Origin of the sequence: Vibrio sp. HS-50-1 (genome assembly GCF_024747315.1) — a bacterium.
Taxonomy (GTDB): domain Bacteria; phylum Pseudomonadota; class Gammaproteobacteria; order Enterobacterales; family Vibrionaceae; genus Vibrio; species Vibrio diabolicus.
Map to the genome: position 1 here is coordinate 1 of NZ_JAMPZF010000031.1, position 17,581 is coordinate 17,581.

At 40.2% G+C, this 17,581-nt stretch carries 20 protein-coding genes; 1 reads left to right on the forward strand and 19 read right to left on the reverse strand.

Annotated elements, in window-relative coordinates; translation table 11 throughout:
- The 17 genes from NDJ01_RS15085 to NDJ01_RS15225 all read right to left on the reverse strand — a co-directional run.
- A partial coding sequence (locus NDJ01_RS15085) for a GNAT family N-acetyltransferase (protein ID WP_258586920.1) occupies positions 1-471 on the reverse strand: 471 nt, incomplete at its 3' end.
- A gap of 140 nt (positions 472-611) precedes the next feature.
- Positions 612-1,079: a hypothetical protein gene (locus tag NDJ01_RS15090; RefSeq protein WP_140115075.1), complete on the reverse strand. Its 468-nt coding sequence runs from the start codon at positions 1,077-1,079 to the stop codon at positions 612-614.
- Entirely contained in the window at positions 1,054-1,308 is a 255-nt protein-coding gene (locus tag NDJ01_RS15095; RefSeq protein ID WP_140222601.1) for a hypothetical protein, read from the reverse strand. Before NDJ01_RS15095 ends, NDJ01_RS15090 begins: the two co-directional genes overlap by 26 nt.
- Positions 1,309-1,444: 136 nt before the next feature.
- Entirely contained in the window at positions 1,445-2,125 is a 681-nt protein-coding gene (locus NDJ01_RS15100) for a hypothetical protein (protein ID WP_258586921.1), read from the reverse strand.
- Positions 2,126-2,298: 173 nt separating this feature from the next.
- On the reverse strand, positions 2,299-2,952 hold the full coding sequence (locus NDJ01_RS15110) for a hypothetical protein (RefSeq protein WP_258586922.1): 654 nt from the start codon (positions 2,950-2,952) through the stop codon (positions 2,299-2,301).
- 1,434 nt (positions 2,953-4,386) lie between these two features.
- Positions 4,387-4,575 carry a hypothetical protein gene (locus NDJ01_RS15125; protein WP_258586923.1) on the reverse strand — a complete coding sequence of 63 codons (189 nt, stop codon included), beginning with the start codon at positions 4,573-4,575 and terminating at the stop codon, positions 4,387-4,389.
- A gap of 162 nt (positions 4,576-4,737) precedes the next feature.
- On the reverse strand, positions 4,738-5,424 hold the full coding sequence (locus tag NDJ01_RS15130) for a DUF4336 domain-containing protein (RefSeq protein ID WP_237312796.1): 687 nt from the start codon (positions 5,422-5,424) through the stop codon (positions 4,738-4,740).
- A gap of 132 nt (positions 5,425-5,556) precedes the next feature.
- Entirely contained in the window at positions 5,557-6,012 is a 456-nt protein-coding gene (locus NDJ01_RS15135) for a GNAT family N-acetyltransferase (RefSeq protein ID WP_100088490.1), read from the reverse strand.
- A 134-nt stretch (positions 6,013-6,146) separates the two neighbouring features.
- Positions 6,147-6,425 (reverse strand): hypothetical protein, encoded by a 279-nt coding sequence (locus NDJ01_RS15145; protein WP_258586924.1) that lies wholly within the window; start codon positions 6,423-6,425, stop codon positions 6,147-6,149.
- 741 nt (positions 6,426-7,166) lie between these two features.
- A complete protein-coding gene (locus tag NDJ01_RS15155) occupies positions 7,167-7,643 on the reverse strand; it encodes a GNAT family N-acetyltransferase (protein ID WP_025558171.1) in 477 nt (158 codons plus the stop codon).
- A gap of 702 nt (positions 7,644-8,345) precedes the next feature.
- Positions 8,346-8,816: a GNAT family N-acetyltransferase gene (locus NDJ01_RS15170; protein WP_005377057.1), complete on the reverse strand. Its 471-nt coding sequence runs from the start codon at positions 8,814-8,816 to the stop codon at positions 8,346-8,348.
- A 156-nt stretch (positions 8,817-8,972) separates the two neighbouring features.
- Positions 8,973-9,731 (reverse strand): hypothetical protein, encoded by a 759-nt coding sequence (locus NDJ01_RS15180; protein ID WP_258586926.1) that lies wholly within the window; start codon positions 9,729-9,731, stop codon positions 8,973-8,975.
- 149 nt (positions 9,732-9,880) lie between these two features.
- Positions 9,881-10,462: a DJ-1/PfpI family protein gene (locus NDJ01_RS15190; protein ID WP_258586927.1), complete on the reverse strand. Its 582-nt coding sequence runs from the start codon at positions 10,460-10,462 to the stop codon at positions 9,881-9,883.
- A gap of 114 nt (positions 10,463-10,576) precedes the next feature.
- On the reverse strand, positions 10,577-11,218 hold the full coding sequence (locus NDJ01_RS15195; RefSeq protein ID WP_213965709.1) for a hypothetical protein: 642 nt from the start codon (positions 11,216-11,218) through the stop codon (positions 10,577-10,579).
- A 143-nt stretch (positions 11,219-11,361) separates the two neighbouring features.
- Positions 11,362-12,099, reverse strand: coding sequence for an SDR family NAD(P)-dependent oxidoreductase (locus NDJ01_RS15205; RefSeq protein ID WP_053808635.1), 738 nt, complete (start codon positions 12,097-12,099; stop codon positions 11,362-11,364).
- Between the two features lie 1,030 nt (positions 12,100-13,129).
- Positions 13,130-13,726 (reverse strand): hypothetical protein, encoded by a 597-nt coding sequence (locus tag NDJ01_RS15215; protein ID WP_258586928.1) that lies wholly within the window; start codon positions 13,724-13,726, stop codon positions 13,130-13,132.
- A gap of 166 nt (positions 13,727-13,892) precedes the next feature.
- On the reverse strand, positions 13,893-14,444 hold the full coding sequence (locus NDJ01_RS15225) for a GrpB family protein (RefSeq protein ID WP_080610090.1): 552 nt from the start codon (positions 14,442-14,444) through the stop codon (positions 13,893-13,895).
- Between the two features lie 255 nt (positions 14,445-14,699).
- On the opposite strand from NDJ01_RS15225, the gene NDJ01_RS15230 reads away from it, so the two are divergent.
- Complete coding sequence (locus NDJ01_RS15230) at positions 14,700-15,002, forward strand: hypothetical protein (RefSeq protein ID WP_258586929.1); 303 nt, start codon at positions 14,700-14,702, stop codon at positions 15,000-15,002.
- 348 nt (positions 15,003-15,350) lie between these two features.
- Here NDJ01_RS15230 and NDJ01_RS15235 read toward each other — a convergent pair whose 3' ends face one another.
- Both NDJ01_RS15235 and NDJ01_RS15240 read right to left on the reverse strand, forming a co-directional pair.
- Positions 15,351-15,506, reverse strand: coding sequence for a hypothetical protein (locus NDJ01_RS15235; RefSeq protein WP_156309919.1), 156 nt, complete (start codon positions 15,504-15,506; stop codon positions 15,351-15,353).
- Between the two features lie 838 nt (positions 15,507-16,344).
- Entirely contained in the window at positions 16,345-16,980 is a 636-nt protein-coding gene (locus tag NDJ01_RS15240) for a LysE family transporter (RefSeq protein WP_309474513.1), read from the reverse strand.
- Between the last annotated feature and the right edge of the window lie 601 nt (positions 16,981-17,581).

Sequence of the window (17,581 nt, forward strand, 5' to 3'; positions counted from 1 at the left end):
GCGAAGCCAAAGTTGGTAAAAGTCTGTTTCATGGTGCTTGGGATTCTTACGCACGAACTCCCAACCATAACGCTTATAGAATGTGAGAGCTCGATGGTTAGTTCGGCTTACTGACAGTACAGCACGCAAACAACCTGCTTTACTCAAAGTGCTTACAATATAATCCTGCACTTTTGGAGCGAGTCCCAACCCACGAAAACTCGGCTTTAAGTAAATGAGATGCACATAGCCAGTTTCCGGTTCAGGTGAAAAACTGCGAAACTCCAACTGCCCTGCGAACTGACCATTCACAAATATATGGATATAAAACCATCCTGATGTTACTAACCGGTCTAAGAGTCGTTCGCGATAACCACTGATGAAGTCGTCGAAACCATCGTAATGCCCAAAACTACAAAAGTATGCATCTTTTCTCGCAGCAACGCATAATTCGAAATCACTAATGTTTATCTGCCGAAAAACAATTTCCATACTTACTTTTTCCTTCAAGCACCTAACGCCCAATTAAGGTGTGAAGCACGCGACCACGGCACTTCATTTGAACACCGTAAACACTGAACTCAACCCAAACCAAAAATGCCAAGCGTGCTGAATCACTCTTAAATTGTTTGTTAGACATCTTGGCTTACGATTACCCAAGACGCATAAAGTATAGAAACACCCAAACATAAAAAACTCAGGACTCCGGCATAAAAACGACTAGTAGCAGCGTCACTCAAAAACCTTTCAACTTCGTCCGGAAGATCTAATGAAATTAACTTTTTGCCCGGCAAATAACCTATCAAAGCGCATGTTGCAGAAAGTAACGCTAAAATAACAGGCAAACTCCAAGACCATCCAAATATTTCGGGTATGTTGGCACCATCTTTCGTATAAACTTTTAGCAACGCTAAGTAAATTGGTATTGAGGAAAAAGAAATCGTTATCATCGATTTACAAAATTCACGAGAGGTCTCTATTGAATTAACGAGTGATACTTCTCCTGCTTGCATTACCGCTTTAGTATGAGGAGTAATTTCACAAATTTCCTCTATCTCGATTTCATCATTTTCCTTAGTTGGGCAACACTTTGACACCATCTATTTTTTCTCCAAAATGCTGAGGAAGTTTTATGACCGCCTGAAAATCCTTTTTTGTATCATTAGCACAAGTAAATAACCTTCTGACCCTTACATACTTTGTAGAAGTATCCATTCCAGGTGTCATATGATACAGAACCATTGACTTACTAACTTCGAGCTTATACATATGCTTGTTACTACAAATAGGGCAACTTATTCTGATTTTTTCAATTTGAGTGTCACTCATTATTTCTCCTTGATGTCTAACGCCGCATTAAGGTGTGAGCAACGCTACCACTAAACTCAACTATACCACCGTAAACACTGAACCCAACGATGGAATGAAAAATGCCATGCGTTGGGAATCACTCTTAAATGCTTTGTTATGTTGCGGATGGTAGTTGTTTATATGCTTGAAAGATCATGTTTGTTCTATTGTCTGCTAGTGGGCTACTTACACGCAGGTAGCCATCACTTCTCTGCTCATTTAGCATTTTCCTAATAATATCACCGCGATTATCACTAAAAAACTTTTCAAGATAATCATCCGTAAAATATCGATCATGACTTGGATTGTGAAAAGTTAGGTGATTCTCAATAAAACCTTCTTTCTGTAACCATTCAAAGTATTTAAGCTCATACCAAAAGTTTGAATTTAGCTGATTTCCAAACTCCCGCTCAAAAAAGCTATTACAGTCTGATGTTAGTTTTTGCCTAAGCTCAACCCCAAACTGTTCATCTCTCTCTGTTTCTTGGTATTTATTTATTACACAGACACAAGATTCAATTAACTTTTTTGAAAATTCATATCTGGAGTTAAAATCAACCTCATTCGTTGAGTTCATCAACACTTCGAGGGTCGAATTAATTTCAATCGCTTTTCTTTTAACATCACTTGAAGACATTTTCAGCTTCACTAAATTCTCTAGTTCAGAAAAACTTACTTTCAACCTACTTAGTAGATTATTGACGTTTGAGTCAATAACAATTTGATAAAAGGTAACATTCACAATTTGAACCGATGTAAACCTAACTGATGTATTGTTTTGTTGATAAATATTCATAATACCTCAATTGTAATATTTTGAATCACTGCTGATGGAGCAACATAACGCCCTGTTAAGGTGTGAGCAACGCAATACCAAAGCCGCCGCAAACCACCTTAAACACCAAACGCAACGCATAGTAAAAATGCCACGCGTTGCGAATCACTCTTAAACAGTTTGTTAGCTGTATTTTAGTAAAGCCATTTGGGTGTACTTTTATATTGATTGCTTAGACTAATCAAAGCCTCTGCATCTTTAATGCTTGTAGTATCGGTAAGACATCTTACCGCTATTATTACGCAAATAAAGCTACCTAACGAACAGAGCGCCCAAACTGCCCCATTGAAAAGTACGTAATTGGTGTGAAATATTGTATCTATGTTAAACGAGCGATATACGTACAAACCAATAAAACCAGCTATCATCGCGAAGAACCAATATAAAATATGATTTCGAATTGGTCTTATATACTTTTCTAAACGCCTTTTCTTCGAGCATTGATATTTATCTTCATAGACCAATCGACCTTTAGCCGTTTTCAAATACTTGTTTGAGTTTCGGTAGAGGTTTATTGCTTTTGTCGGTGCTTCGAAAGCAAGCAAAGCTACTATGGTTTCATAATCAACACGTACCTTGAATTGATTAATAAACAACTGCTCAGCAACGAGTCTGTTGCTAATGTTCTCAGTGCCACTTAACACTTTAGAAAGAGCTTCTAAACTTTGGACTTTGTAAGACCGATTAGAGTGCAATATGTGATGTAAAAGTTTTATAAGCGGTAAGAAAGCCAGAATTGTAGACATGCTAACTACCCACAAAGGAGTCTCCTGCACACCATCAATCATTATATATACTCCTAGTTAAGACAGCTAACGCCCAATTAAGTAGTGAGCAACGCACTGACCAAGCCGCTGCATTGCACCTTAAACACAAAACTCACTGCAAACCAAAACTGCCACGCGTTGCGAATCTGCTTAAATTGTTTGTTATGCGATTTTTCGACAATGCTAAATTGGCTAACGAAAACATTACCTTAAACACGGAAAACTACAAACGAGCAGATGACTTTTTGTGATTCAAGAACCAACGGATTCAACATTTCGTAAAAAGACCGCCACAAGTGCGAAAGGCTGCTTTAAAGCGAAGATTTGGCTTTTAATTGTGAGAAACTTAACGAACCGAAATTTCAGCGAATACCGACTTTCCGTAAACTTGCCCTTTCCACACTTTGCGACCGACAAACTTTCCGCGCACAAATGCAGTTTTTAATGAGGCAACGTCACGAATTTTGGCATGTTTTACGGTTTGAGTGATTCAAGAATTTCAGCCGAAAAGACTGATTTGCCGAAACCAAAAAGCGAATAGCCAAAGAGATTAAATTTGGAGAAACCTAAAAATTTTGCCTTGTCGCATAACGCCCTGTTAAGTAGTGAGGCATGCTATACAAAGGCTTCTGCACTACTCCGTAAACACTAAAATCGCTGCAAACCAAAAATGCCACGCGTGCCGAATCTGCTTGAACAGTTTGTTATGTTTTACCACAACTGACTCGCTCACATGGCAAAGAACTGAATTGCATAAGCAATTGTTTAACTTGCGTCACATAGCTTTGCGGAATAAGCCGACAAAAGAGATAAACACGAAGCGTGTAATTCCCAAAAGCTTCATTGCGGCAATTTTAAATAGCTTTCAACAAGAGCCTGCATCCCTTTCAAAACAGCGCCAAACAAAACTTAAATTGCCAAAAGACCCGCTGCCAATTTGCTAATTGGAAAATACACTTAAAGCGACTTTAAGCCAAACCGATTATCAACGCGCAAATGCAATTTCAAATTGAAGCAACCCACGAACTTTGAAGCGTGATTATGTTTGAGGGATTCCAGAACTTGGGCAGACAATATTGAATTGCTGAGACAACTCGAACGAATTGCCAAAGAGACCAAAGAAATAAGCGCCAAATAGCCTTTTATTTCATCTAAATCAAAGTAAAACATAACGCCCTGTTAAGGGGTGAGCAACGCAATACAAAAGCCGCCGCATACCACCTTAATCACTAAATTCAACGCATAGTAAAAATGCCACGCGTTGCGAATCCCTCTTGAACAGTTTGTTATGTACGTAGTTTAAAATGAACACCTGAGCTTTCAAATTCTATGCTCCCAAAACCACCTACCACCTTGAAATATGATTGGTTCTTTTCAAAGTAGTCGATGTTTCCGTAGTCTTTTGAACCGTCAAGGTCTATGGTCGGCTGCATATCATTTTGATTCAAGAGCCCATTAATACTTAAAACCCTCAAAAAGAAGAGACCCCAAACGATAGCAAGTATGCTCACCTATTTTGGGAGCTTCATAATATTTAGACTCAGGCCAGATGCTAAACTCTAGTTCAATTTCAAGAGTTTGATCATTGTAGTGCCAACCCAAAACAAATGAATCCTGAAGGTCTACACCTACGAGAAAATCCATATTTTTCTCCAAGTACATAACGCCGCATTAAGGGGTGAACAACGCAAACCACCCGACCTAAACCATTGTGCCATAAACATTGAAGCTGAACTTTGAACCAAGACCGGCAAGCGTTGAGAATCCCTCTTAAATGCTTTGTTATGTGATTTTCTCAAAGGTTTCTCATACTAACCATTTGAAAGACTTTTGTAAGAATTTGTCTGCATTTTCAGTGACGATTTCACCGTGAGCCATGACCAATATTTGCGGGTTCCAAGACAACAACCTATTGAGGTGTTTCCGCGCGTCCGCTTTACCAAACATGAAGCTTAAACGCCAATCCAAAGGCATTTGCCCATTAGGGGCAAGTATACCAACACCTTTGGCCACAACCCGTTGCCAGTAGTTAAAGTCTTTACCTGAAAAGTTCTCAACCAGGTCAGTAACAATTAACGTACTTGAACTGCTATGGTAAAACACACATTCTTCCATTAGCGGAGAACCAGAAAACAATTCTTGTTCAATGTCAGGCTCCCAAGCATAACTTTGCGGGTTATTAAGAGATGTATGAAAAGAAATATCGCTACGCTTTTTTATCACCTCGTTTGTCCCATAGACTTCTGCGTTTGGAAAGGCCGCAATCCATTCAGATAAGAACAAGTGGTGTAGATGATTGGGGGCAATTAAATATTTAACAGAACCTAAACTGTCAATTTGCTCTGCAATTGACTCAGATAATTTGATTGGACTATGAACCCATAAATCTCCACTAGAAAGTCTAACAACCGTCATTCGAGTGGAAAAAGGCAACCCTAAGAACTGAACGGGTTCACCATCAAATATCCATATTTCATGCGCTAATTTTTCCATGTTGCTCCAATCACATAACGCCCAATTAAGGTGTGAACCACGCTACCACACAACTCAATTTGGACGCCCTAATCACTTAACTAAACCCAAACCAAGAATGCCAAGCGTGGTGAATCACACTTAAATTGTTTGTTATAACTGTACTTTTTTGAAGTACTGTTTATATTTTGTATTTTCCAAATAGCCTAAATCTTCATAAAGTGATTGAGCTACAACGTTATCAAGCGATGTTTCTAGTTCAATACCTTTCGCATGAGTACTTTTAGCGTACGTTTCGGCGAATTCCATTAAGGCTCGTCCAAGCCCTGTCCCCCTAGCGTTCGTAGATACATAAAGATCATTTAACACCCAGTACTTTTTCAACGAAACTGAACTGAACCCTTGGTATAACGTCACAAAACCAATTACTTGCTCTTTGGCTATTGCTAGTAGAAACACACCACTGCCATCATTTAACCTAGATGCTATCCAATCTGAAGATTCACTTTCAGTAGCAGTACTATCTATGCTCACCGACAACTGACGGTAAGAATGAAAAAGCTTAGATAATTGCTCTAGATCTTCAATTCTTGCTTCACGAAATTCCATTTTTTCCTCAAAAGTTATAACGCCCTGTTAAGGGGTGAGCAACGCAATACAAGAGCCGCCGCATACCACCTTAAACACAAAAACCAACGCATAGTGAAAATGCCACGCGTTGCGAATCCCTCTTGAACAGTTTGTTAGGCGACATTTCTACGTTTAACTTCTTTCTCATACGAAGATTCGTTGTATAGCCAAATAGCCCAAAATGCGAAAAACATCCCGATCGTGTAAATTGAGTAATTAAGAGCATTATCCGATAAGAAAATCGTAATGCTTGCCGCATCAGAAGATGGATAAAGGAAAATAACATTAAAAATCATGTACAAAATGGCTGCGACGAAAGTTGTTCTGAAAAGCCAATTTAAACATCCTTTCTTTCGAGATTTTTGCCAATTATCAAATGCTTTACCATTCATTAATCCACTCCTTTTCTATTAACTGAAGCTAGATTCACGCCAAGATACTATCACTACTCTATCGTTTATCTCATGTCGCCTAACGCCCAATTAAGTAGCCCGAAACGCACTGGCTAACTTTCCGCATTGCTCGGCAACACTAAACCCGACGCAAACCAAAATCGCCGAGCGTTGAGGGTCTGCTTGAATTGTTTGTTATGCGAATTCACCTACCAAGCCAAGTTGGGCACTGAAAGATTACCTTAGACACGAAAAACCACAAACAAACCAAGCACTTTTTGTGATTCACTGAACAGCTGAAGTCACTATGTTACAGACCAACTTCCGACAAGTGACTAATGGTGAATTTCAGCGCATGACTCAGCTTTTGCTTCGAGAAACTCACGCGGCGGAAGACCAGCAAATGAAGAACTGCCTATAAACTTGCCCTTACCACACTTTACGCCAGCCAAAATCACCACAAACCGACGCGGAATCCCAATGAGGCAACCTGCGGACTTTGGCATGTTTTACGGCCTGAGTGATTCAAAAATTTAGGCCGACAATGCTGACTTGCCGACACCATAAAACAGATGGCCAAAGAGAGCGAGAAAGAGAGACATAGAAGATTTTTGCTTAGTCGCATAACGCCCAATTAAGGTGTGAGGCACGCAATACCGAAGCTGCCGCATACCACCTAAACCACTAAAACCAACGCATAGTAAAAATGCCACGCGTGCCGAATCACTCTTAAATTGTTTGTTAGGTGCGTAGCCAAAGTTGGTAAAAGTCTGTTTCATCGTGCTTAGGATTCTCACGCACGAACTCCCAACCATGGCGCTTATAGAATGTAAGAGCTCGACGGTTAGTCCGACTTACTGAAAGTACTGCCCGCAAACAACCCGCCTGAATCAAAGTGCTTGCTATATAATCCTGCACTTTTGGAGCGAGTCCTAATCCACGAAAATTCGGTTTTAAGTAAATGAGATGGACATAGCCAGTTTCCGGTTCAGGTGAAAAACTACGAAACTCTAATTGCCCTGCAAACTGACCATCCACAAATACATGGATGTAGAACCATCCTGATGTCGTTAACCGTTCAAAGACTCGTTCACGATAACCACTGATGAAGTCGTCGAAACCATCGTAATGCCCAAAGCTACAAAAGTAGGCATCTTTTCTCGCGGCAACGCATAATTCGAAATCATCAATGTTTATCTGCCGAAAAGCAATTTCCATACTTACCTTTTCCATCAAGCACCTAACGCCCAATTAAGGTGTGAAGCACGCAATGCCCAAGCTTCCGCATGGCACTTCAACACAAAAACCACCGCATACCAAAAATGCCACGCGTGCTGAATCACGCTTGAATTGTTTGTTAGTACGCTGCCCTTGAAGCTTTTGAAACACACCAAGATGTTGAAATATAGCACGAAAACAATGACATAAAACACCAAAGCTAAATGGACAACGACTAAACTAGAACTCAGCCACAAAACGCAAGTTGGCTAGAAGAAAAACATACTTAACTGCCCTTTTTCACCGCTTTAAATTTAGCAAAGAATACGGGCTTCGAACTTGAACAACAGCGACAAAAAACGTTTGTTTTGCCGAAAATTGCTCAGCGCCAAAGAAACCACACCAGAGAAATTGCCCGAAAGTTAGAAACCGTAAACGGTAAACTCAAAGCGAAAACTTCACATCTAGTGCCACCGGAGCGAACGTGAAAGGCACATTTGATCAGGTGCAAAGCGAGGAAAAGAAACCAATAAAAACAGAAACTTTTAGCCTTTGATACCAACCTAGTGCTAACGCCTTGTTAAGGTGTGAGGCACGCAATACCTAAGCTTCCGCATACCACCTTAACCACTAGAACTAACGCATAGTAAAAATGCCACGCGTGCCGAATCACTCTTGAACAATTTGTTATGTAGCCGACTTTCAGGTTAGTGCTTTCTGTCCAATTTGGATCTTGGGCTCAATACCAGCTTTGCGATACAAAGCTAGAGCTGATTCATTGAAAGAATATACTTCTAACCACAGCTCTTCTCCGCCGTTAGAAATAGCCCTTTCCTCAAATGCCTCTATTAGCGCCACTCCAACACCTTGACTCCTAAAGCATGAATCCACAACAATCTGTTCAACGTTTGCGATCTTTCGCTCTTTGAGAGTCCAAGACTTACGAACCCATAGCTCACCAAAAACAAAACCTACTAACTGCCCTTTGCTTTCGGCTACCAGAAAAATCGAGCTTTCACTTTTGATTATCTTGTGTAGGTCTATTTTTTGTTCAATTTCTTCCGGTGATAAAAAGTCATCAGGTAAATTTGCTTGATGATACTCATTAAGCTGAAACTGTAGTTTCTTGATAACACTGATATCTTCAATGCGAGCTTGCCGAATATTTAACATATATAAATCCTTTTAACTCACCGTCCTCTCGCGGCTACATAACGCACTGTTAAGGTGTGAGCAACGCAATGCAGGAGCGCCCGCATACCACCTTAAACACTAAACGCAGCGCATAGTAAAAATGCCACGCGTTGCGAATCACTCTTGAACAGTTTGTTAGTTGCGCATTTCCTCAATCTTCCCTCTCTCTCTTTCTAGGCGTTCTTTCTTGAAGTTCTCACACTTTAACTTAAGGAATGCATCAGGGTTAAGCTTACAATGATAATGGTGATGTTCTTTCTGTAAGTTCTCTTTTTCCTCATCTAATTCCTTTTGTGATTTCTTTTTCTTACCCCACAGCTGAAGCCCTTTCTTCGTAGCTAAATACCAACTGTATAATAGAGCTAGTAAAGAAAAGAACGGACTTGACCAACCTAGATATGCGATAAAAGCAGGAATAATACAAAACCAAAAAGTCATAACAAATAATAGTAATTTTCGACCTTTTAATTCTTCCTTTTGTTGCTCAATTACTTGCTCCAAAGTTCGGTTATTTAAACCAGAATAAATGGCTGCTAATGTCTCTTTTGATAAGTCAAACTGTGGTTCTTGTGACTTAGGATATTCATCCCAATGCGCTATAACATCATTACCAACAGCATAACCAAGCAAAAAATTGTGACCAACAATATCTTTGGTTCTCCAATCGGATTGAGTGAAATTTTTTACAATAACCATAATTGGAGTAGCATATCGCTTTGCCCACACACCTAACTCATGTTCAGCGATCGTCTTTATTTCAGAAACTAATTCTGGCTCATAAATATGAATTTTTAGCATGGCATGGTCTTCGCCTGTGAATACAGGGCGATATACAACAAAGTAGCCTTGCCTCTTTTCTTCGATATCATCGTATCGAACCCAACTTTCTCTCATATACTCTCTATTTTCACGCGCAACTAACGCCTTGTTAAGGTGTGAGGCACGCAATACCTAAGCCCCCGCATACCACCTTAACCACTAAAGTTAACGCACAGTAAAAATGCCACGCGTGCCGAATCACTCTTGAACAATTTGTTATGTGTTTAATGAGCACCTTGCTTGTGATAGCTCAGAATAAACTGTTTTTGCTTACGATCTAGCAACTCTAGTGCTTCAGCCACCGCTAGCCCAAAATCAACGTACCCATTGGGCATCGCTGTCACTATGCGCTTGTCGACTTGAACCAAAGACTCTTCATAGATAGCTCCCTCCCAATATGGTCGAGTGAGCTGTACCGAAGATTCTGGGGCGTATTTTTCCGTATAATTATGGGTAATTTTGACACCCTTTAGAATGCCAGCTCTTGCTAAGACTAATACTCCCGCACATATGCCACCAATAACTAGTGATGATTCATGGGCTTTCTGGATGAAACTAGCAATTTGGTCGCTTCCCATTATTGAATCGGGATTTCCTCCAGGGATCAGAAGAGCTTGATAGTCCGTAATACATACGTCCTCAAAGTTAACGGTGGGGCAAATTCTTAGACCTGAGGAATCGGTATGATTATGATTCTCTGGGGTGGTGATATCAACTTTCCCATACGCTCCTAAACACTCTATCGCGTACATTACTTCATAGGAAATAGCCCCCGGATAGAGTAAAAACAGTGTTCTCTTTGTCATTATTTCCTATCTCCGTTCGGAACACATAACGCCGCATTAAGGTGTGAGCGGCGCTTGGCTATACTTGAGCGAAGCGAAACTGCCAAGCGTTGCGAATCACTCTTAAATGCTTTGTTATATTTTTTTGCTTGCTAATAATAGGCAGTAGTTCTTTACCTTATCTACTTTTTCGCCAACCAAATAAACAAGGGAATTTGAGTTTACCCAATCTATGTTTCTTGTGTGTAGTTCTTTTTGGAGAGTACTTTTTGGCTTAGCTAGCTTTCTTTTATGTTTGAACTCCCAAGACTGAAATTGAACAGGAAGTTCTTCGCAGCCCAACCACCAATGGGGAATTGCCGTTTTCCATTTATCTTCAAGCCAGACATCAGACAAAACAATTATGTATTCATGATCAGCATAAAGGTCATTGCAATTGATAAAAGACCGATCACTACTAACTACCCTTTCAATATCTTTCACCACTAGTGACTTTTGAATCGATTTAGAAAGGCGCTTTGCTTCAATGTAAAATATTGATTTATATTTTGGAGAAAATACCATCCCATCAATATGCTCATTCTTCTTGACCCACGGGAACTCTAACCAATGTACCGAGTTTTCATCATCTAACGCAGTTTTTAATGCGTTCACAAAGTTGTGAACCTGATTTTGCTCTGTAAATCCTGTTGAGTCTCTCGCTGGATAAAATGAACATAGCATCCGCTCATAAGTACCACACATATCTACAAAAGCTGTTGATATTATTTTCTCCATAACTCACCTAAAAAAAAATAACGCCCAATTAAGGTGTGAGGCACGCAATGCCGATACCGCCGCATACCACCTTAACCACTAAAACTAACGCATAGTAAAAATGCCACGCGTGCCGAATCACTCTTAAATTGTTTGTTAGCCGCTCATGCCAACGATAGCCCACCATCAACTACCAACGTGTGACCGACGATATAGCTAGCTTTATCTGATAATAAAAACTCAATTGCATTCACGATTTCGTCGATTTCGCCAAAACGATTGATTGGTACTACGTCAGAAACATCAGCGCGGATATTAGAGTTTTCAAGTTGCCTTTCTTCCCATCGGGGAGTCCACGTTACACCGGGAGCAACTGCATTGATTCGAATTCCAGATTTAATGCTTTCTAGGGCAACAGATCTAGTCAGCCCCTCAAGGGCGTGTTTAGCAGCACTATACATTGACGCATTGGGTGTTGGTCTAAGACCATTAACGGAACTTACATTTACTATGGATGCTCCTGCCTCCATTAGTTTCAGTTCAGACCTCAAACACAAGGCTTGGCACAAAAAATCCACATGAAGTGTTTCTTTGAGAAGTGGTACATCGACTTGAGGCAGATGACCTCTAGAAGCAAGAGCCGGAGAAGCGTTATTTACCGCCACATCCAATTTTCCGTAGTGAGCTGCAATGTGAGCAAATAAACCGTCTAATTGTTGCTCATCCGCAATGTCAACTGACTGGTAATCAACAGATTTTAACTCTGGATATTTTTGCATTACATCAAGCCAAGTCTTCTTCGAACGCGAGCACGTAATAACTTTATATCCCTGCTTCACGAGCCGAAGAACTGAATACAAACCGATACCTTTTGAGCCACCTGTGACTAATGCAATTTTCAATTTAGGACTCCTTTCCTAATTATGTGCTTTGACGGCTAACGCCCTGCTAAGGGGTGAGCAACGCAATACTGTAGCCGCCGCATACCGCCTTAATCACTAAATTCAACGCATAGTGAAAATGCCACGCGTTGCGAATCCCTCTTGAGCAGTTTGTTAGTTTGCAAACCCAAAGCATTGATTTTAAGTCATTTTAAACTTTGAAAACAATAAACTTTATGTATTTTGATGCACTTAAGTCAGGCGTAGTCTAAAAGCGGCTAGTCAATGAAACCACGTGGAACAAACAACGCCGCAGAAAACGAACTCACAACACCAAAAAGCGCTTTTGGAAAACCAATCTCACAATGCGGACTTTCAACAAAGCCACTGAAACCACATGAACTTACCACACCAGAGAAAACGCCATTTCAGCGAGTAAATCGGCTTTTGTACCAACAAACTCAACGAGCAGAGTTTCAGCAAAAAACTTAGACTCAGTTAACCCCAAAGTCACCGCGCCAAAGAACAAATCAACCGTTGAAACGATGCCAATTTTGGATTTTCACCACGCTAGTTAACACTGAAATTGAACGCGATACGACAATTTCGACTTTGAGCTTTTACCACTAGTTCTTGCGATATAGCTGCGTTTTTCCTCTTGCAAACTAACGCCGCATTAAGGTGTGAACAACGCTACCACGAAACCCAACCATACCACCGTAAACACTGAACTCAACGGTGGAATGAAAAATGCCAAGCGTTGAGAATCACTCTTAAATGCTTTGTTATGTTTTTTTTAACTCATGACATTGCTTTGTGATATCAAGAACCCATTCAAAAGTACCAAGTTGTAATCTGGTCATATTAGAAAGAATCTCATCATCAGGTACTTTATTAGACACATAGATTAGCGAACTTCTTTGGTCTGTATATTGTGAGTATTGTTCAAAAAATTCTGGAATTGACTTATAATATTGCATATTTAGTTCTAGGAAATATACAAATAATTTAGAAACCACTGATAAATAGTCATCAAAAATAGGAATTAGACTTACATCTCCGTCATATTCATGAATATATTTTTTAGTTTCTTCGTGGACTTGCTATCAGAAATAATAACTTCTCTGTCTAAGTAAATCTCGCCATGTACATCATTCGAGCCAATGTTGTTAGCTTGAACACCTGAAACCGGCAAACCTGCGTGCTGTGAATGATTTCTTAATTCATAACAAAGTCGGTAGCATAAATGGTTAGCATGCATATCTCGCTTTTCATTTACCCACTTCTCTTTAGTTTCCTCACAGCTACTATTTTTTTCCAATAACGCCAAAAATAAATTCGCAGAAGATAAAAAATTAGATACGCTTTTTACAACTTCCGCTACCTTTGTCACATAGTGAACTTTATCTCTAGAACCACTCAACGTTTCCTTATATTGAAAGGCATACTCATCCACTAATATTTTTAAATCCTTGAGATTATTCGATATAGCAAACCATGAAAAGGCAAAAGTCTGAAAGTAATTGACATTTGTAATACAATTATCAATATACTGCCTTTCTTCATCATTAAACCGTTTAACGACTTGATACTTGACCTCTTTTGTCGAAAGGTTTTTATCAGTAAGTTTCATCAATTCGTACAACATATGTCCTCTTAAAACTGGGAAATCTGGTTAAAACATAACGCCCTGCTAAGGTGTGAGCAACGCAATGCCGAAGCTCCCGCATACCACCTTAAACACCAAAACCAACGCATAGTAAAAATGCCACGCGTTGCGAATCACTCTTAAACAGTTTGTTAGGTTTATGATTTTACGATGTAAGTGACAATATTCTTTGAATATAAGCTGCTTTAGCCTCAGGATAATCTTGCCTACTGACGCCATTTGCAACTAAGCCCTGTTTGAGGGCATTGTACTCGATTAGCAACTCTCGGTTTTGAATGTGAGCATCTCTAAATTGAATATGTCTTCTTAACTTTGAGTCACCCTTCTTATAAGCATGAACATGGATATAATCGAAACGTTCGTTATCGCTGTAATATGTAAAGAAACAACGACCTTCAACACCCTGCTCTCCTTTGCAAGTAAAGCCTAGAGATTCGAGCGCTAGAATGTTTTGCTTAAGAGTTAAATTGTCATTATACGCGATACCTATATCTATTATCGGTTTTGCAATTGAGCCTGGGATCGCTGTACTACCTATATGATAAATAGCCACACCGCCCAAATTAGGCGCAATCGCACTAACAATGAGATCATAGGCTTCAGACCATGTATGGACATAGTCGGTTAACTGGACTGTAAAACGCTCTAGCCCTACACCTAACTCCTCAAGTCGCTTTATCAACTCAGATTTATCCACTTTAACTTCCCATGTTAACTCGTAAACCTAACGCCCTGCTAAGGGTGAGCAACGCAATACCGAAGCCGCCGCATACCACCTTAATCACTAAAATCAACGCATAGTAAAAATGCCACGCGTTGCGAATCCCTCTTGAGCAGTTTGTTAGTCGCGAGGCACCGAGCGACAATTTTAAGCTGAACTAAACTTTGCGAACAACAAACTTTATGTGCTTTGATGCATTTAAGTCAGGCGTAGTCTCAAAGCGGCTACTCAATGAAACCACTTAGAATAAACAGCGCCACAGAAAACGGACCGACAACACCAAAAAGAGCCTTTGGAAAGCCAATCTCACAGTGCGGACTTTCAACAAAGTCACTGAAACCATGTGGAACTTACCACACCAGAGAAAAAGTCACTTCAGCGAGTAAATCGGCTTTTGTACCAACAAACTCACCGAGCGGAGTTGCAAGCCAAAATAGACTCTCGATTGCCCTGCACTGTCAGCACCAAAGAACAAAACAACCGCTAGGACATTTACAAAACTTGGGACTTGAAACAGTTGAAACTGAGTTTTGAGCATCGCCGACGCACCTGCGTATCAAACGATCATCAGCCAAATTTTAAGCTTAGAAACGTGATTTTGACTGCTAGCTTTTTCTGGCGACTAACGCCGCGTTAAGTGGTGAGCAACGCTACCACCCGACCTAAACCATTGTGCCGTAAACACTAAAGCTGAATCAAACCGAAAATGCCAAGCGTTGGGAATCCGTCTTAAACGCCTTGTTAGTTACCTTGAGGTGAGCGCCAAACTCGAAGTCAGACGAGAAAAAGACGCTGCTACATTTGAAATTTCATTTTTATCTATTTAACGCATAGCTACGTACAAAGATGCTCTATTAGATTAGAGCAATATATTTCAACTACTTACGCAGATTTCTTTTTACATGCCAAAATTAGAGACGCAATACCTTGACAGATATTACGAAAATCTTCAGATGACATACCAGAGATGATCTGAGCAGCAGCATCTAAAGTAAGGCTCAGCTGTAGACTGACCTCAATCAATAAATGTGCACCCATAATATGAGTCCTCATAGTACGGGTAGTTTACCTATCCACTACAAACTACGGTTAATCGGGTAGTAGTGCAGTTACTTGATTCTCCTAAACTTGGGTTACATGAAGCGACTCTTCTTAAATGGTTAAGTCTGTTGAAGTGCCAGTGCTTAAGATACGAATATCTCTACAGTTGAATATATCATTCGCTAGTATTTAATTTTGGGATCTATTTTGGTAAATGTGAGGCATGACGGGTAACTAACGCCGCATTAAGGGGTGAACAACGCCACCACCTAACCTAAACCATTGTGCCGTAAACACTAAAACTGAATCAAACCAAAAATGCCAAGCGTTGAGAATCCCTCTTAAATGCTTTGTTAGTTGCCAAACCTAAAGCTTTGATTTGAAGCCAATGACTGCTTTGCCAACTATGTTTTTATGTGTTTTGAAAAACTAAAATCAGGCGTAGTTTAAAAGCGACTGTCACTGAACCACTTGGAACTCAAAGCGCCTCAGAAAACAAACCAACAACACCAAAAAGCTCTTTTAGACAGACAATGTCACCGAGCTGACTTTCAACAAATAAATCGGTTTCTGAAACAGAAAATCCAACCACAAAAGAAACCTGAGAACGATTTTCACAGACCCGAACGATTTAAAATTGAAGTACGAAACCCCACCAAAAACACACTGACTTTAACTCTAAACATTCTGTTTAAGCTGCGTTTTCATCGTTGGCAACTAACGCCCTGTTAAGGGGTGAGCAACGCAATACCAAAGCCGCCGCATACCACCTTAATCACTTAAACCAACGCATAGTGAAAATGCCACGCGTTGCGAATCCCTCTTGAACAGTTTGTTAGGGCTTGAAACTCTCAGCAACAAACTTACTACCCATTGACCCCATTAATACACTTGAACCTTTGTTGATATAGGACTTAAATCGTAAATAACTGGCTTGAGCCTTTGGGCTTGATAACAAAATTGAAACTAGGAAGTACCAAGAAAAATTTAAGACAAACACGCCAACAACTAATATTGATGTTGTATGAGCAGGAACTTTCACGGGTAGCATAGCTGCAAACACACTGCTAAATACAATTGCAGTCTTTGGATTACTTAACTGTGTCGCCAAGCCAAGAGCTACCGCCTTAAAATGCGCGGGTTTGTTAGTTAGCTCTACGTCAGTAGAAACAACTTTGCTTTTGCTCGCACGCCACATTTTCACCCCCAAATAACATAGATATAGGCCACCAAGAACTTTGAAAGCTGCGTAAAACTCTGGCACAGCTTCAAAAAGTGCAATGAGCCCCATTGAGGCAATAAATGCAAATGTACTTGCCCCCAAACCTAAGCCTATAGAAATACACATGGCTTCAGTTCTAGATTTTGACATAGCTGTTTGCGCAACCAAGATAAATGAAGGGCCTGGTGTCATCGCACCAAAGAGTAACAGCGTAGCGATTGGTAGTAGAAATAAGTATTGCTCCAACATTTATAATCATCCTTGTAATAACTTGTGCGATTGAGCCCTAACGCCGCATTAAGGGGTGAACAACGCAAACCACCCGACCTAAACCATTGTGCCGTAAACACTAAAGCCAATTCAAACCAAAACTGCCAAGCGTTGTGAATCCCTCTTAAATGCTTTGTTATGTGGTGGTGTATTAGTGTCGTTTAACATCTCAAATATGCAAAAAATACGCACCAGATGTCATATTTGATGCAATTTTAAACTATGTTGTTACTGCCAATAACGGCAATTTGAATAAGGATATAATATGCCTGTGAAGCACACCCCACCAGATGGGCCAAGCATTGTACACAAAGGACAAAAGGGTGGAACTACCGGTTGTGGATTTAATACAAAGGAAAACCCTAGTCACTGGACAAATACTACTAGCAAAGTGACATGTGAGAAAAATGGTTGTAAAAATTAACCAGCCAATATAACAAGGGCAAGTATATTGCCCTTATCAGTGTGCTAAGCCACATAACGCCGCGTTAAGGGGTGCCGGCACGCAATACATAAGCCTCTGCAAAGCGCCGTAAACACTGAACCCAACGCATGCTAAAAATGCCACGCGTGCCAAATC

Coding starts and splice junctions, on each gene's coding strand:
- NDJ01_RS15090 (WP_140115075.1), bottom strand. CDS start 1,079: ATGGTGTCAAAGTGTTGCCCAACTAAGGAAAATGATGAAATCGAGATA.
- NDJ01_RS15095 (WP_140222601.1), bottom strand. CDS start 1,308: ATGAGTGACACTCAAATTGAAAAAATCAGAATAAGTTGCCCTATTTGT.
- NDJ01_RS15100 (WP_258586921.1), bottom strand. CDS start 2,125: ATGAATATTTATCAACAAAACAATACATCAGTTAGGTTTACATCGGTT.
- NDJ01_RS15110 (WP_258586922.1), bottom strand. CDS start 2,952: ATGATTGATGGTGTGCAGGAGACTCCTTTGTGGGTAGTTAGCATGTCT.
- NDJ01_RS15125 (WP_258586923.1), bottom strand. CDS start 4,575: ATGGATTTTCTCGTAGGTGTAGACCTTCAGGATTCATTTGTTTTGGGT.
- NDJ01_RS15130 (WP_237312796.1), bottom strand. CDS start 5,424: ATGGAAAAATTAGCGCATGAAATATGGATATTTGATGGTGAACCCGTT.
- NDJ01_RS15135 (WP_100088490.1), bottom strand. CDS start 6,012: ATGGAATTTCGTGAAGCAAGAATTGAAGATCTAGAGCAATTATCTAAG.
- NDJ01_RS15145 (WP_258586924.1), bottom strand. CDS start 6,425: ATGAATGGTAAAGCATTTGATAATTGGCAAAAATCTCGAAAGAAAGGA.
- NDJ01_RS15155 (WP_025558171.1), bottom strand. CDS start 7,643: ATGGAAATTGCTTTTCGGCAGATAAACATTGATGATTTCGAATTATGC.
- NDJ01_RS15170 (WP_005377057.1), bottom strand. CDS start 8,816: ATGTTAAATATTCGGCAAGCTCGCATTGAAGATATCAGTGTTATCAAG.
- NDJ01_RS15180 (WP_258586926.1), bottom strand. CDS start 9,731: ATGAGAGAAAGTTGGGTTCGATACGATGATATCGAAGAAAAGAGGCAA.
- NDJ01_RS15190 (WP_258586927.1), bottom strand. CDS start 10,462: ATGACAAAGAGAACACTGTTTTTACTCTATCCGGGGGCTATTTCCTAT.
- NDJ01_RS15195 (WP_213965709.1), bottom strand. CDS start 11,218: ATGGAGAAAATAATATCAACAGCTTTTGTAGATATGTGTGGTACTTAT.
- NDJ01_RS15215 (WP_258586928.1), bottom strand. CDS start 13,726: ATGTTGTACGAATTGATGAAACTTACTGATAAAAACCTTTCGACAAAA.
- NDJ01_RS15230 (WP_258586929.1), top strand. CDS start 14,700: ATGAAACCACTTAGAATAAACAGCGCCACAGAAAACGGACCGACAACA.
- NDJ01_RS15235 (WP_156309919.1), bottom strand. CDS start 15,506: ATGGGTGCACATTTATTGATTGAGGTCAGTCTACAGCTGAGCCTTACT.
- NDJ01_RS15240 (WP_309474513.1), bottom strand. CDS start 16,980: ATGTTGGAGCAATACTTATTTCTACTACCAATCGCTACGCTGTTACTC.